Source organism: Tardiphaga robiniae, from assembly GCF_001618955.1.
GTDB classification, from domain to species: domain Bacteria; phylum Pseudomonadota; class Alphaproteobacteria; order Rhizobiales; family Xanthobacteraceae; genus Tardiphaga; species Tardiphaga robiniae_A.
Genome location: NZ_LVYV01000001.1, coordinates 267,368 through 281,476, shown reverse-complemented (window position 1 = coordinate 281,476; position 14,109 = coordinate 267,368). Strand labels below are relative to the sequence as shown.

General features: G+C 60.4%; 14 protein-coding genes. 12 read left to right on the top strand and 2 right to left on the bottom strand.

The window, feature by feature from the left end:
* Window positions 1–98: 98 nt before the first annotated feature.
* From A4A58_RS01340 to A4A58_RS01320, 5 genes are all read left to right on the top strand, one after another.
* Entirely contained in the window at window positions 99–1,076 is a 978-nt protein-coding gene (locus A4A58_RS01340) for an ABC transporter substrate-binding protein (RefSeq protein WP_068729108.1), read from the top strand.
* 16 nt (window positions 1,077–1,092) lie between these two features.
* A complete protein-coding gene (locus tag A4A58_RS01335) occupies window positions 1,093–1,908 on the top strand; it encodes an ABC transporter ATP-binding protein (protein ID WP_086936963.1) in 816 nt (271 codons plus the stop codon).
* 7 nt (window positions 1,909–1,915) lie between these two features.
* A complete protein-coding gene (locus A4A58_RS01330) occupies window positions 1,916–2,677 on the top strand; it encodes an ABC transporter permease (RefSeq protein WP_068729103.1) in 762 nt (253 codons plus the stop codon).
* A gap of 138 nt (window positions 2,678–2,815) precedes the next feature.
* Complete coding sequence (locus A4A58_RS01325) at window positions 2,816–3,859, top strand: amidase (RefSeq protein ID WP_158005633.1); 1,044 nt, start codon at window positions 2,816–2,818, stop codon at window positions 3,857–3,859.
* Entirely contained in the window at window positions 3,816–4,142 is a 327-nt protein-coding gene (locus A4A58_RS01320; protein WP_081421652.1) for an amidase family protein, read from the top strand. The genes A4A58_RS01325 and A4A58_RS01320 overlap by 44 nt, the downstream gene beginning before the upstream one ends.
* 121 nt (window positions 4,143–4,263) lie before the next feature.
* On the opposite strand, the gene A4A58_RS01315 is transcribed toward A4A58_RS01320, so the two are convergent.
* On the bottom strand, window positions 4,264–5,259 hold the full coding sequence (locus A4A58_RS01315; RefSeq protein WP_068729097.1) for an isopenicillin N synthase family dioxygenase: 996 nt from the start codon (window positions 5,257–5,259) through the stop codon (window positions 4,264–4,266).
* A gap of 576 nt (window positions 5,260–5,835) precedes the next feature.
* Window positions 5,836–5,991 carry a LysR family transcriptional regulator gene (locus A4A58_RS31365; protein ID WP_244499620.1) on the bottom strand — a complete coding sequence of 52 codons (156 nt, stop codon included), beginning with the start codon at window positions 5,989–5,991 and terminating at the stop codon, window positions 5,836–5,838.
* A 154-nt stretch (window positions 5,992–6,145) separates the two neighbouring features.
* On the opposite strand from A4A58_RS31365, the gene A4A58_RS01310 reads away from it, so the two are divergent.
* The 7 genes from A4A58_RS01310 to cbbX are packed head-to-tail and all read left to right on the top strand — an operon-like array spanning window position 6,146 to window position 14,099.
* On the top strand, window positions 6,146–7,183 hold the full coding sequence (locus A4A58_RS01310) for a class 1 fructose-bisphosphatase (protein ID WP_068729095.1): 1,038 nt from the start codon (window positions 6,146–6,148) through the stop codon (window positions 7,181–7,183).
* 17 nt (window positions 7,184–7,200) lie between these two features.
* Window positions 7,201–8,076, top strand: a complete 876-nt coding sequence (locus A4A58_RS01305; protein WP_068729093.1) for a phosphoribulokinase — start codon at window positions 7,201–7,203, stop codon at window positions 8,074–8,076.
* 23 nt (window positions 8,077–8,099) lie between these two features.
* A complete protein-coding gene (gene tkt / locus A4A58_RS01300) occupies window positions 8,100–10,109 on the top strand; it encodes a transketolase (RefSeq protein WP_244499619.1) in 2,010 nt (669 codons plus the stop codon).
* A 34-nt stretch (window positions 10,110–10,143) separates the two neighbouring features.
* Window positions 10,144–11,229, top strand: coding sequence for a class II fructose-bisphosphate aldolase (fba, locus tag A4A58_RS01295; protein WP_068729090.1), 1,086 nt, complete (start codon window positions 10,144–10,146; stop codon window positions 11,227–11,229).
* Between the two features lie 49 nt (window positions 11,230–11,278).
* Window positions 11,279–12,742, top strand: coding sequence for a form I ribulose bisphosphate carboxylase large subunit (locus tag A4A58_RS01290; protein WP_068729088.1), 1,464 nt, complete (start codon window positions 11,279–11,281; stop codon window positions 12,740–12,742).
* Between the two features lie 11 nt (window positions 12,743–12,753).
* Window positions 12,754–13,179 (top strand): ribulose bisphosphate carboxylase small subunit, encoded by a 426-nt coding sequence (locus A4A58_RS01285; protein WP_068729086.1) that lies wholly within the window; start codon window positions 12,754–12,756, stop codon window positions 13,177–13,179.
* A 5-nt stretch (window positions 13,180–13,184) separates the two neighbouring features.
* A complete protein-coding gene (gene cbbX, locus A4A58_RS01280) occupies window positions 13,185–14,099 on the top strand; it encodes a CbbX protein (protein ID WP_068730365.1) in 915 nt (304 codons plus the stop codon).
* Window positions 14,100–14,109 lie beyond the last annotated feature (10 nt).

Genomic DNA, 14,109 nt, shown 5'->3' with positions numbered 1-14,109 from the left:
TGCGGCACGAGTCTTGCTCTGAAATGAGGCAGCCGCCTCATCGGGCGTGAACGTTCAAGGCGAGAGGGCTCGCCATGCTGGTAACAGGAGTTGCACGTATGAAGTCGCTGGTTCGTTTGACATTTGCCTTGGCCGTCGCAGCAACCCTGACCGGTTTTTGTACTGGACGCGCGTCGGCGCAGGACAAGGTTGCAGTAGGTGTGTTCCCGCTGAGCTCGTCGCTGCCGTATTTTGTTGCGCTGGAGAAGGGGTTCTTCAAGGAGCAGAATATCGAACCGGAAATGACCAAGCTAATGGGCGGTCCGGCCAATGTTGCAGCGATGATTACCGGCCAGATCGAGGTCTCCGCAGTGCTCGTCACGCTCGAGGGTCTCAACGCCAATATCAAGAAGCCCGGCGTTGCGATGTATATCGCCCTGAACAGCCAGACCCCTGAATTCAAGATGGAGCAATTCGTCGTTCGCAACGGCGTGAAGGCAGATAGGATTGCCGACCTCAAGGGCATGAAGTTGATGTCGGCGCCGGGGCCGGCCAATCTCAACACCGCCAAGGGCATTCTTGCCAAGAATGGGCTGAAGGACGGTGACTATACCATCGATCAGCTCGACATGAGCCAGCATGTCAATGCAATGACCGCGGGCACGTTCGATGGCGGCTACACGCTGGAACCGAATGCGTCGATGATGATCAAGGCTGGCGTCGCGCGGACGCTGGAGGCCGGTGTGATCTCGAAATACATTCTCGGGAATCCAAAAGCCGACGCCTATGCAGCGGGCTGTGCCATCACCAGCGACTTCATCCAGAAGCGGCCGGACGTGGCGAAGCGCTTCGCTATGGCCTGGAGCAAGGCCGTGGACTACATCAACAAGAGCCCGGATGACGCGCGTAAATATCTCGCCAAGAACACGTTCACGCCGGATAACGTCGTCGATATGGTCTCGATGCTCGGTTACACCATGGCCAAGGACATGACGCCGACGCAGATCGCCGATCTGCAGAAACTGTCGGACTTCGGCACCTCGATCGGTGTCGTGCCGGAGAAGCTCGACGTCACCAAATATATCTACAAATATTGAAGCTGGCGTGATCGTGATGCACCCCGCTGCAAGTATGGAGCTGTCCGCCAACGCGCGGGCCGCGGCGACGCGGACCGCGCCGCACGTGACGATCCGCGGCCTCAGCAAGCGGTTCGCGGACGCCACGATCTACGACAATTTCGATTTCGACATTCCGCGCGGCAAGCTGATGTCGGTGTTCGGCCCGAACGGTTGCGGCAAGAGCACGCTGATCAACATGATCGCCGGGTTGTTTCCCGCCGACAAAGGCGAGATTTTGTTCGATGGCCAACCGCTCAACAAGATCAAGTTCGGTTACGTATTCCAGAACTACCGCGAGGCCGTGTTTCCCTGGCTGAGCGCCTTCGACAATATCGCCTATCCCTTGAAGGTGATGGGCGTGCCGAAGAAGGAGCGCAATCTCAAGGTTGAGAAGATCGTTGCCAGTCTGAACGTCAAGATCGACCTCAACCTGTATCCCTATCAGATGTCCGGAGGCCAGCAGCAGATGGTCTCGATCATGCGCGCTCTGGTGGTCGACCCTGAGATCCTGTTCCTCGACGAGCCGTTCTCGGCGCTGGATTACGAGATGACGTTGTTCATGCGTGAGCAGTTGCAGCGCGTGTTCGTTGAGACCCATACCACGACCGTCCTGGTCTCCCACGATCTGGAGGAGGCAGTCTATTTGTCCGACCGCATCCTGTTGCTGTCGCGGCATCCGGCACGGCCGGTCGAATTCGTACATTACGATGCGCCGCGTCCGCGTACCGACAAGACCATGACCGAGGGGGATTTCATCAGCACCAAGGCGCATTGCCTCGAGATCTTCCAGCGCGAAGTGCGGAAGGGCTGACGAACCGATGAACTGGAAGCGCCTGGAAGTCCTGCTGCCACTCGTCGGCGTCGTTGTGCTGCTGGCCGTCTGGTCGGTCGTGACGTGGCTGCGGATCGTCGATCCCGTCCTGCTACCGTCGCCGGCTGCGACATTCAAGGCGCTGTGGACCGGCATGTTTCACGGCAAGCTTGGTGTCGATTTTGTCAAAACGGTCGAGCGCACGATCTACTCGACGATCATTGCTGCGATCGTCGCCATTCCGCTCGGCATTCTGCTCGGGTCTTCTGAGCGGCTTTATCGTTCGGTTGAATTTCTGATCGACTTCTTTCGCTCCACGCCAGCATCGGCCATGTTTCCGCTGTTCTTGGTCCTATTCGGCGTGGGCGATCGCACGAAAATCTTCGTCGCCGCATTCGGCGCAGCGTTGGTCATCCTGTTCAACGTCGCCTATGGCGTTATGAATGCGCGTAAGACCCGTATCCTGGCCGCGAAGGTGATGGGTGCCTCGCGCTTGCGGGTGTTATGGGACGTTATGTTGCTGGAATCGATGCCGGCCACATTCGTGGGCTTGCGCAACGGCGTGTCGCTGGCGCTGGTCATCGTCGTCGTTGCCGAGATGTTCATCGGCTCGGTCGATGGCCTTGGCCAGCGTGTGTTTGAGGCGCAGCAGATGTTCGAAATGCCGGACATGTACGCCGCCATCTTCGCTGCCGGCGCTCTGGGTTATGGGCTCAATCTGCTTTTCCTGACCATCGAACGCCGCTTCGTGCACTGGTCGGGAAAATAACCAGCTTAACCGTTGTCATTGCCTTTGGTCGCTGACCCGCGGTGACGAATGAGAAACCGCATGACTGACGACTTCACGCGTAAATCCGCCGTCGAACTCGCTTCGCTGATTGCGAGCAGGTCGGTCAGTCCCGTCGAGGTGCTGGATGCGCATCTGGATGTCATCGCGCGCGTCAACCCGAAGCTCAATGCCATCGTCACTTTGGCCGATGCCAGCGCACGGGCTGCGGCGAAAAATGCTGAGGCAGCGGCGATGCGTGGCGATCGCCTTGGCGCGCTGCACGGGCTGCCCGTGGTGATCAAGGACATCACGCCGACGGCCGGCATTCGCACCACTTATGGTTCGCCGCGGTTCAAAGATCATGTCCCTACGGAGGATGCTGAAGTCGTGCGGAGGCTGAAAGCCGCCGGCGCCATCATTCTAGGCAAGACCAACACGCCTGAATTCGCTGCTGGGGCCAACACCTTCAATGACGTATTTGGGGTCACGCGCAATCCATGGAATTCAGCGCTGAGCCCATCCGGCTCATCCGGGGGTTCGGCAGTCGCTGTTGCCACCGGGATGGCATCGCTGGCGCAGGGCACCGACTTTGGATGTTCGATCCGGATGCCGGCATCGTTCAATGGTATCGTGGGTATTCGTCCAACACCGGGGCTGACCCCGAACTACCCGATGCCATTGGCTTGGGATCCTGGCCAGGTGCATGGCCCTTTGGCGCGCACGGCGGAAGATGCTGCCCTGATGCTGGATGCAATGATCGGCTTCAGCCGACGCTCTCCGATTTCGGTGGCGCCGCCATGGTCGAGCGCGTTCACGATCGTCGACACCGTTCAGGACTTGAAAGGGCTCCGCATCGCTTATGTCTCGGATATTTCCGGGATCGGCGTAGATAACGAGATCGATGTGATCTGCCGCGCTGCCACAATGTCGCTGCGAGATGTCGGTGCGACCGTCGAGGAAATCCATTTTGATATATCGGATGGCAAGGCTCCGTATCAGGCGTGGCGTGGGCTTTGGATGGTTGGTCAGCAATATGAAAATCTTGATCAACTCGAGGAGTTCGGCATGAACCTGAAGGACAACGAAGGCCGGTCTGAAGATTTCGCCGCTGGATTTTGCCGCGCCCGAGCAGAAGCGCATGGAGTTGTTCCTCGCCTTTGCCAGGTTCTTCGAAAATTTTGATCTCCTGATGACGCCTCAATCGCCGGTCAAACAGTTTCCGGTGAACATGAACTTTCCGACCGAGGTCAACGGCAGAACGCTCGACAACTATACCGACTGGATTGCAGGATCATTCCTCGTCACCCTCATGAGCCTCCCAGCTGGCTCGGCGCCAGCAGGACTCACGAGCGAAGGCCTGCCGACCGGCATTCAAGTCGTTGGCCCACGTTTCGAAGAACCGCTCATTCTGTCGGCGATGAAGTTCCTGCAGCTAGCCCATCCGATCGGCTGGCCACCGCACTGATAGACATGCAGCCCGTTTCATCGCGATGCGGTGATATGAATGTCCATGTTACATGCCAGCAGGAGAGGATCGATGCGGTGAAGTGCGCGTTGCATCGATCCATTTCGATCTGTGCCTTAGTCTACTGTGCGAAGTTCGCTGCGATCCGCTGCTGCAGGTAATCGTGCGCGGAGATCTGGTCGTAGATCTTGCCAGGGCCCTGAATCATCGCATCCTTGTTCGCCTGGCAAAAGAACGGGAGAGAATAGCGCGGGCCTAGATATTCGTCGGCCTTGGGCATCCGCACGCGGTGCAAAGTCGAGAGGAGCCGGTCGTCGCTCCAGCGGCGTAACATATCGCCAATGTTGCAAGTGATGACGCCCAATGCCGGTTCAACATCGGTCCATTCCAATTCGGCGGATTCCTTACCCGGGCACAGCTGTAGGCCGCCCTGGCCAGGCCGTTGGTGCAGGAGCGTCAGGCAATCAAAATCAGTATGGGCTCCGGCCCGCCAGCCGGTATAGTCCTCAGGTTTGGCGTTCGTCATCGGCAAGTAATGCAGCAGTCGTAGAGTGCTCTGATATTCCGCGGATTGCGGATCGTGCGCTTCGGTGAAGAAGTCCGGCTTGAAGCCGAGTTTGAGTGCGAAGCACGACAACACCTTCATGCCGACTGCCCAATTGGCGCGTTCAAAGGCCAGCATCGCAGCCTTGAATCCGGGGATTTCGTCACCCGTCGGCCACAGCTGAGCCATCCGAGGCAGAGTGATTTGGTAGGATTCTTTATTGTCCGCAGTTCCCGTGGATGGGCGAACTTGGCTCTTGTACTCCCAGCCGGCATTGGTGCCTTTGCCGAGCGGGTACTTTGCCTTTACGTCAGAGGCGAACGCAAAAAACTTCGCGGTCATATCGAAGGCCTCGTCGACCTGCTCTTGCGGAATGCCGTGATTGATCAGCTGGAAAAAGCCGATCTCCGTCGACGCAGTCCAGAGCTGGTCGGCAATCTCCTGCTTTCGAACTTTGAAACTGGCAAGGTCAATACGCGGGATGTCCCGGTGCTTGAGACCACCAACGCCGCCAAAGTTGGTTTCCTGGTTCAGTTCGTCGAGGGCGTACCCAGCGTTGCTTTTTGTTGTCATGTCACACTCCATCATTGGCTAAGGTGCGAAACTGCAGGAGCGAGGCGCAATAACTTAAACGGCATGATGATGCCGTTTGCGCGTGATTATCGCTGCTCCTCCCGTTGAGCGGGATCGCTGCAGATCTGACGGACTGTAAAATGAACAGTAAAATTGCATCTTGCCGGCGCCAGAACGAAAACAACGATCCTTGCCGAGCAATGTCCCGAACCGCACTGGTTCTGACCGCTTCTACTCTGAGGGTAATTCACCAAGAAGCGTTCAATCCGGCAAGCCTATAGGTTGGGCAGTGCGCTGAAAATTTCTCTGATACCTTTCGTTCTAACGTCGTCCCGAAGCGGACTCACCAATGTCAGTCTATCGCTGCTCCGCGGCCAAGAGCTGCATTGCAGCGATAGCGCTCCGCTTCAACGGGGACTTTTTCAACACAATCGGTGATGAGGCGCCGTACCGGCGGTCTTGCCCATCATCATTTTCAGCGAGGTTTCGCAGTCCGCGATCGCGCTACGCTCGGAGAGCGTACCAGCACCTCGCGCCTGGCGTCGGTCAGGAGCATGCCGTCGCTGCTGCGCTGAATCAGCGGCCCGCCAGTGTCTGCAGATTGCGAATCTGCAGCGTGACCGCGGGCTGTCTCAGATGCATTTTTTTGGCCGCAGCCGTGACCGAGCGATCGCGGTGAACGGTGCCGGCGCGCAACTGGCGACGGATCAATTCCTGCAGAAACCGCTTCATCATCGTCGTTGCCTTTATAAGGAAAACTTTGTCCCGGTCAAAGATAAGAATATTTTACTAATTGCGCAAACTGGGATGTTGTTGGTGCGCGGACGGCCGAACGGCACGACGCTTTGAAAATGGCCCCGCAGAGGGCAGCGATGAGGGAACGGCTATGGATGAACGCGTGACATTGCGTTCGCATCTCGATCGCGCGGGGGCGAAGACGCCGAACCGGCTTGCGATCGCCGCCGTGATCGAGGGAATCGCCGCCGCATCCATCGACCTTGCCGACCTCATTGCCGACGGCCCGCTGGCCGGCATCACCGGTCGTCTCAGCGGCGTGAATTCCGACGGCGATGCGCAGAAGGACATCGATCTTGTCGCGGACAGGATGATGCGCCGCGCGCTGCTCGTGACCCCCGTCGCCGCCATTCTGTCTGAAGAGGCTGAATTGCCAGAAATCCTCGACGTCGCCGCGCCGCTCTGCGTCGCGATCGATCCGCTGGATGGCTCCGCCAACCTTGAGAACAACATTTCGGTCGGAACTATCTTCTCGATCCGTCCGCGCGGCAACGATGTGGTTTCCACCTTCTTCGAGCCCGGCACGGCCCAATGCGCCGCAGGCTTCGTGGTCTACGGTCCCCAGACCACGCTGGTGCTGGCGCATAACGGGCGTGTCGACATCTTCATTCTCGACCGCCGCGCGCGTGAATTCCTGCTTGTCGCACAAGGCGTCAGGATTGCGCCCAATACGCCGGAATTCGCCATCAACGCGTCGAACCGGCGGCACTGGCACGGTCCAGTGCGAGCCTATATCGACGAATGCCTGGCCGGCATTGGCGGCAACGGCGGTGCCGATTTCAACATGCGCTGGATCGGCTCATTGGTCGCCGAGTCACTTCGCATTCTCGTCCGCGGCGGCGTGTTCCTTTATCCGGCCGACGCGCGCCCCGGATATCGCGAAGGGCGCCTGCGCCTTTTATACGAAGCACACCCGATGGCGCTGGTCATGGAGTGGGCCGGAGGCTCCGCAACCACCGGCCGTCGCCGCATCCTCGAACTCTCGGCGCGAACGCCGCACCAGCGCGTGCCGCTGATCATGGGCTCGATGCGCGGCGTTCGCGACGTCGCCGCCATTCACGAAGGAATCGAGCCGATGTTCGACAATAGCGACGCGCCGCTATTTGCGCGGCGCGGCCTGTTTCGCTGAGCCGGAGATAGAGCAAAATGTCGCGCAGCTATCCCATCATATCGATCACCGGTTCGTCGGGCGCCGGCACCACCTCGGTGAAAAGGACGTTCGAGAACATTTTCCGTCGCGAGAAGGTCGCCGCCGCCTATATCGAGGGCGATGCGTTTCATCGCTACAACCGCGTCGAGATGCGCACGAAGATGCTGGAGGAAGGCGAGAAGGGCAACAAGCACTTCAGCCACTTCAGCCCGGAAACCAACCTGTTCGAGGAGCTGGAGAAAGTCTTCCGCGACTACGGCGAATCCGGCACCGGCACCGCCCGTCATTACGTGCACGACGAGGACGAAGCCAAATTATACGGGGCGGCACCGGGGACCTTTACCGAATGGGGCCCGCTGCCGGAAAAGTCCGACCTGCTATTTTACGAAGGCCTGCATGGCGCTGTGGTGACCGACAGGGTCAATATCGCCCAGCATGCTGACCTCAAGGTCGGCGTCGTTCCCGTCATCAATCTGGAGTGGATCCAGAAGTTGCATCGCGACCGCAAGGATCGCGGTTACACGCAGGAAGCCGTCACCGACACCATCCTGCGGCGGATGCCGGACTATGTGAACTACATCTGCCCGCAATTTGCCGAGACCGACATCAACTTCCAGCGCGTGCCGACGGTCGATACCTCGAATCCTTTCATCGCGCGGTGGATCCCGACGCCGGATGAATCGATGGTGGTGATCCGGTTGAAGAATCCGCGCGGCATCGATTTCCCCTATCTGCTGTCGATGATCCCCAACAGCTTCATGTCGCGCGCCAACTCGATCGTGATCCACGGCTCGAAGCTGGATCTGGCGATGCAGCTCATCCTCACCCCGCTGATCCTGCAATTGATGGAACGCAAAAGGCGCACGGTATGAATATTCAGAGTCCCGCTCCCCAGATGGATCAAGCGACCGTTCCGCACGCGGATATGGCGAATGCGATTCGCTTTCTCGCGATCGATGCGGTGGAAAAGGCGAAGTCGGGCCATCCCGGCATGCCGATGGGTATGGCCGATGTGGCGACAGTGCTGTTCTCACGCTTTCTCAAATTCGATGCCGTCGATCCGTCCTGGCCAGACCGCGACCGCTTCATCTTGTCCGCCGGCCACGGCTCGATGCTGCTCTACGCGCTGCTGCATTTGACTGGATCGGCGGAGATGACGCTCGATCAGTTGCAGTCGTTCCGGCAATGGGGCTCGAAGACACCCGGGCATCCCGAATACGGCCACACCGCGGGCGTCGAGACGACCACCGGCCCGCTCGGCCAGGGTATCGCCACGGCGGTCGGCATGGCCTTGGCCGAACGCCTGATGAATGCCCGCTTCGGCGACGGTCTCGTCGATCACTACACTTACGTGATCGCCGGCGACGGCTGCTTGATGGAGGGCCTCAGCCACGAGGCGATCTCGCTGGCAGGACATCTGCGGCTCAATCGTCTGATCGTGCTGTTCGACGACAACCAGATCTCGATCGATGGCGCGACCTCGCTGTCGTGTTCGGACGATCAGCTTGCGCGATTCACTGCATCGGGATGGTCGGCCAGCCGCGTCAACGGCCATGATCCCGAGGCTGTGGCGGCGGCCATTGCACAGGCGCGTGACAACGACCGCCCGTCGCTGATCGCGTGCCGCACGGTGATCGGCTTCGGCGCGCCGAATCGGCAAGGCAGCGAGAAGGCGCATGGCGCGCCGCTCGGCGCGGACGAGATCGCGAAGACGCGCGACGCGCTGCACTGGCCGCACGCACCGTTCCACGTTCCCGATGCGGTGGCGCGACAATGGCGCGCGGTCGGCGCGCGCGGACAGGCGGCGCATGCGGAATGGGCGGGGCGCGTTGCGCGTCTTGACGGCGCTGTGCGGGACTACTTTCAAGCCGCGCTGAAGGGCCAGCTTTCCGGCGGATACGACAATGCGTTGGCCAAGATTCGCGCCCATTTCTTGGCGGAGCGGCCGAAGATCGCCACCCGGCAGGCCTCGCAACTCGTCATCGATGTCATTGCCAGTGTCTTGCCGAATCTGCTCGGCGGATCGGCTGACCTCACCCATTCGAACCTCACGCGCGCCAGGATGCAGACGCCGGTCCAGCACGATGCCTTCGACGGCAGCTACGTCCATTATGGCGTGCGCGAGCACGCCATGGCGGCGGCGATGAACGGCGTCGCTTTGCATGGCGGCCTAATTCCCTACGGCGGCACCTTCCTGTGCTTTGCCGATTACAGCCGCCCCGCGATCCGGCTGGCCGCGTTGATGGGCATCCGCGTCATTCACGTGATGACGCATGACTCGATCGGGCTTGGCGAGGACGGCCCGACCCATCAGCCGGTCGAGCACCTGGCTTCCCTGCGCGCGATTCCAAATCTGCTGGTGTTCCGTCCCGGCGACGCCGTCGAGACCGCCGAGGCCTGGGATTGCGCGTTGCGGACGCCCCATGCGCCGTCGGTGCTTTGCCTGTCGCGTCAGGCGCTGCCTGTGTTCCGCGATGGCATCGATTCCACCAACCGGGTCGCGCGCGGTGCCTATGTCGTCATCGAGCCGGAAGGTGGCCGCGACGTCACCCTGATCGCGACCGGCTCCGAAGTGTCGATTGCGATTGTTGCGGCAAAGCTGCTTGCCGATGACGGCATTCGCGCCGCGGTGGTATCGGCGCCGTGTTTCGATTTGTTCCGGCAACAGCCCGGCGACTATCGGGCCGCAATTCTCGGCAGCGCTCCGCGCGTCGGTGTCGAGGCGGCGATCGAAGGCGATTGGGCGCGCTGGCTTGGCGATGGCGGTGAGTTCGTCGGCATGGCCGGATTCGGGGCCTCGGCGCCTGCGGATGATCTGTATCGCGAATTCGGTATCACCGCCGCGGCGGTCGCAACGGCGGCGATGCGCTGCATTGCCCGCTCGCGCATCGCTGCCGCCGAATGAGTTGTTCGGGACAAGACAACGAAATGGAGGACCTATGGCACGCATTACACTGAGGCAACTGCTCGATCACGCCGCCGAACATGGCTACGGCGTGCCGGCCTTCAACATCAACAACATGGAGCAGGGTCTGGCGATCATGGAGGCCGCCGCCGAGGTCGATGCGCCGGTCATCATCCAGGCCTCGCGCGGCGCGCGCTCCTACGCCAACGACTTCATGCTGGCGAGGATGATCGATGCGCTGGAAGAGATGCATCCGCAGATTCCGCTGTGCCTGCACCAGGACCACGGCAACGAAGAGTCCACCTGCGCCACCGCGCTACAGCACGGCTTTACCTCGGTCATGATGGACGGCTCGCTGAAGGCCGACGCCAAGACTGCTGCTGACTACGATTACAATGTCGACATCACGCGTCGCGTGGTCGATATCGCGCACTGGATCGGCGCCTCTGTCGAAGGCGAACTCGGCGTACTCGGTTCATTGGAGCATGGCGGCGGCGAGCAGGAGGACGGCCACGGTGTCGAGGGCAAGGTCAGCCACGACCAGTTGCTCACCGATCCGGATCAAGCGGTCGATTTCGTCCGTGCCACCAAGGTTGACGCGCTGGCGATCGCGATGGGAACTTCGCACGGCGCCTATAAGTTCTCGCGCAAGCCGGACGGCGATATTCTCGCCATGACGGTCGTCGAAGAAATTCACCGCCGGCTGCCGAATACGCATCTGGTGATGCACGGTTCGTCATCGGTGCCGCAGCCGCTGCAGGACATCTTCAATCAATTCGGCGGCGAGATGTCGCAGACCTGGGGTGTACCGGTCGAGGAAATCGTGCGCGGCATCAAGCACGGCGTCCGCAAGGTCAATATCGACACCGACTGCCGCCTCGCAATGACCTCCGCCTTCCGGAAGGTTGCCGCGCAAACCAGAGGCGAATTCGATCCGCGAAAATTCCTGAAACCGGCGATGGACGCGATGCGCGACCTCTGCCGCGAACGCTTCGAACAATTCGGCACCGCGGGTCACGCCGCGAAGATCAAGGTGATTCCGCTGGCCGAAATGGCGAAGCGCTATCGCAGCGGCGCGCTCGACCCGAAGATCGGCAACATCGCGCAAGCTGCCGAGTGAACAGACCTTATTCCATCCGGTGACGCCGGGTCCAAACGAGGAGGCCACCATGAATGAACATGCTTCGATCACGATCCGCGGCAAGGATCGCTACAAGTCCGGCGTCATGGAATACAAGAAGATGGGCTATTGGGAGCCCGATTATGTACCCAAGGACACCGACATCATCGCATTGTTCCGGGTGACGCCGCAGGACGGCGTCGATCCGATCGAGGCTTCGGCAGCAGTGGCCGGCGAATCCTCGACCGCGACCTGGACCGTGGTGTGGACCGACCGCCTCACGGCTGCGGAAAAATACCGCGCCAAGTGTTTTCGGGTCGATCCGGTGCCGAATTCGCCCGGCCAGTACTTTGCCTATATCGCCTACGATCTCGACCTGTTCGAGAACGGCTCGATCGCCAATCTGTCGGCCTCGATCATTGGCAACGTGTTCGGCTTCAAGCCGCTGAAGGCTCTGCGATTGGAAGACATGCGGCTTCCGGTCGCTTATGTGAAGACGTTCCAGGGCCCGGCCACCGGCATCGTGGTCGAGCGAGAGCGTATGGACAAGTTCGGCCGCCCACTGCTTGGCGCGACTGTGAAGCCGAAGTTGGGTCTGTCCGGTCGTAACTACGGCCGCGTCGTCTATGAGGCGCTGAAGGGCGGGCTCGACTTCACCAAGGACGACGAGAACATCAACTCGCAGCCCTTCATGCATTGGCGCGAGCGTTTTCTCTATTGCATGGAGGCGGTCAACAAGGCGCAGGCGGCGGCCGGTGAGATCAAGGGCACCTATCTCAACGTCACCGCCGGCACCATGGAGGACATGTACGAACGCGCCGAATTCGCCAAGCAGCTCGGCTCCGTCATCATCATGATCGACCTCGTGATCGGCTACACTGCGATTCAGTCGATGGCGAAATGGGCACGCAAGAACGACATGATCCTGCATCTGCACCGCGCCGGACATTCGACCTATACGCGGCAGCGCAATCACGGGGTCTCGTTCCGCGTCATTGCCAAATGGATGCGGCTCGCCGGCGTCGATCACATCCATGCCGGGACAGTCGTCGGCAAGCTCGAAGGCGATCCGGCGACGACGCGCGGCTATTACGACATCTGCCGCGAAGACTACAATCCAATGCGGCTCGAACACGGCGTGTTCTTCGAGCAGAATTGGGCCAGTCTCAATAAGATGATGCCGGTTGCATCGGGCGGCATCCATGCCGGCCAGATGCATCAGTTGCTCGATCACCTTGGCGAAGACGTCATCCTGCAGTTCGGCGGCGGCACCATCGGTCATCCGATGGGTATCCAGGCCGGCGCCACCGCCAACCGCGTCGCGTTGGAAGCGATGATCCTCGCTCGCAACGAAGGCCGCGACTACCTGCATGAAGGCGAGGAGATTCTTGCCAAGGCGGCGATGACCTGCACGCCGCTGAAGGCGGCGCTGGAGACGTGGAAGAACGTCACCTTCAACTACGAATCCACTGACATGCCCGACTACGCCCCCACCGCCAGCGTCTCGCTGTAAGGAGTACGATCATGCGCATTACCCAGGGCTGCTTCTCGTTCCTGCCCGATCTCACTGATGAACAGATTTCAAAACAGGTGCAGTATTGCCTCGCCAATGGTTGGGCCGTGAACATCGAATTCACCGACGATCCGCATCCCCGCAACAATTTCTGGGAAATGTGGGGCCTGCCGATGTTCGATCTGCGCGACGCCGCCGGCGTGCTGATGGAATTGACCGAATGCCGCAAGGTGTATGGCGATCGCTACATCCGGTTGTCGGCATTCGATTCCAGCCATGGCTGGGAATCGGTGCGGCTCTCCTTCATCGTCAACCGTCCGAAGGAAGAGCCAGGCTTCCGGCTCGAGCGGCATGAGGTGGAAGGCCGCAACATCCGCTATACGACCAAATCCTATGCCGTCGATCGACCCGAAGGCCAGCGCTACGGTGGGTCGTGAGCACGCTGGCCGTGGTCGATAGCGCCGGCGACGCGTTGCCTGCGACGCAGGTCGATCTGCGCCGCGAGTTCGACGAAGTCGGCATCGGCGAGGTGCTCGATCAGCTCGATCGCGAATTGATCGGGCTGAAGCCGGTGAAAACGCGGATTCGCGAGATCGCTTCGCTGCTGCTGATCGAGCGTATCCGCAAGCGCATGGACCTGGCGTCGGGCAACCCGACGCTGCACATGTCGTTCACCGGTAATCCCGGTACCGGCAAAACGACGGTGGCGCTGCGCATCGCCAGCATCCTGCATAAGCTGGGTTTCGTGCGGCGAGGGCAGGTGGTGTCGGTGACGCGCGACGAACTGGTCGGGCAATATATCGGCCATACCGCGCCGAAGACGAAGGAGATCCTGAAGAAGGCGATGGGCGGCGTGCTGTTCATTGACGAGGCCTATTACCTGCATCGGCCCGATAATGAGCGCGATTACGGCCAGGAGGCGATCGAGATCCTGCTGCAAGTGATGGAATCGCAGCGCGAGGATCTGGTGGTGATCCTCGCCGGCTACGGCGACCGCATGGACAAGTTCTTCGGCAGCAATCCCGGTTTCCGCTCGCGCATCGCCCACCACATCGATTTCCCCGACTATGCCGACGACGAATTGCTCGCCATTTCCGAATTGATGCTCGGGGATATGAATTACAAATTCAGCGCCGATGCGCGCGCGGCGTTCGTCCGCTACATCGCGCTGCGCAAGACCCAGCCGCTGTTCTCCAATGCCCGTTCGATCCGCAACGCGCTCGACCGCATGCGGCTGCGTCAGGCCAATCGGCTTGTCGCCGATCTCGACCGCATACTGAGCGTTGACGACATCATGTCACTGGAGGCTTCGGATGTGCTCGCGAGCCGGGTGTTCTCGAACGGTTCTGGTGGGTAATGGCGCCCGA

What these genes read in the sequence shown, in the direction of transcription:
- A4A58_RS01340 (WP_068729108.1), top strand. Translation starts at nt 99, where the DNA reads ATGAAGTCGCTGGTTCGTTTGACATTTGCCTTGGCCGTCGCAGCAACC.
- A4A58_RS01335 (WP_086936963.1), top strand. Translation starts at nt 1,093, where the DNA reads ATGCACCCCGCTGCAAGTATGGAGCTGTCCGCCAACGCGCGGGCCGCG.
- A4A58_RS01330 (WP_068729103.1), top strand. Translation starts at nt 1,916, where the DNA reads ATGAACTGGAAGCGCCTGGAAGTCCTGCTGCCACTCGTCGGCGTCGTT.
- A4A58_RS01320 (WP_081421652.1), top strand. Translation starts at nt 3,816, where the DNA reads ATGGAGTTGTTCCTCGCCTTTGCCAGGTTCTTCGAAAATTTTGATCTC.
- A4A58_RS01315 (WP_068729097.1), bottom strand. Translation starts at nt 5,259, where the DNA reads ATGACAACAAAAAGCAACGCTGGGTACGCCCTCGACGAACTGAACCAG.
- A4A58_RS31365 (WP_244499620.1), bottom strand. Translation starts at nt 5,991, where the DNA reads ATGAAGCGGTTTCTGCAGGAATTGATCCGTCGCCAGTTGCGCGCCGGC.
- A4A58_RS01310 (WP_068729095.1), top strand. Translation starts at nt 6,146, where the DNA reads ATGGATGAACGCGTGACATTGCGTTCGCATCTCGATCGCGCGGGGGCG.
- A4A58_RS01305 (WP_068729093.1), top strand. Translation starts at nt 7,201, where the DNA reads ATGTCGCGCAGCTATCCCATCATATCGATCACCGGTTCGTCGGGCGCC.
- tkt (WP_244499619.1), top strand. Translation starts at nt 8,100, where the DNA reads ATGGATCAAGCGACCGTTCCGCACGCGGATATGGCGAATGCGATTCGC.
- fba (WP_068729090.1), top strand. Translation starts at nt 10,144, where the DNA reads ATGGCACGCATTACACTGAGGCAACTGCTCGATCACGCCGCCGAACAT.
- A4A58_RS01290 (WP_068729088.1), top strand. Translation starts at nt 11,279, where the DNA reads ATGAATGAACATGCTTCGATCACGATCCGCGGCAAGGATCGCTACAAG.
- A4A58_RS01285 (WP_068729086.1), top strand. Translation starts at nt 12,754, where the DNA reads ATGCGCATTACCCAGGGCTGCTTCTCGTTCCTGCCCGATCTCACTGAT.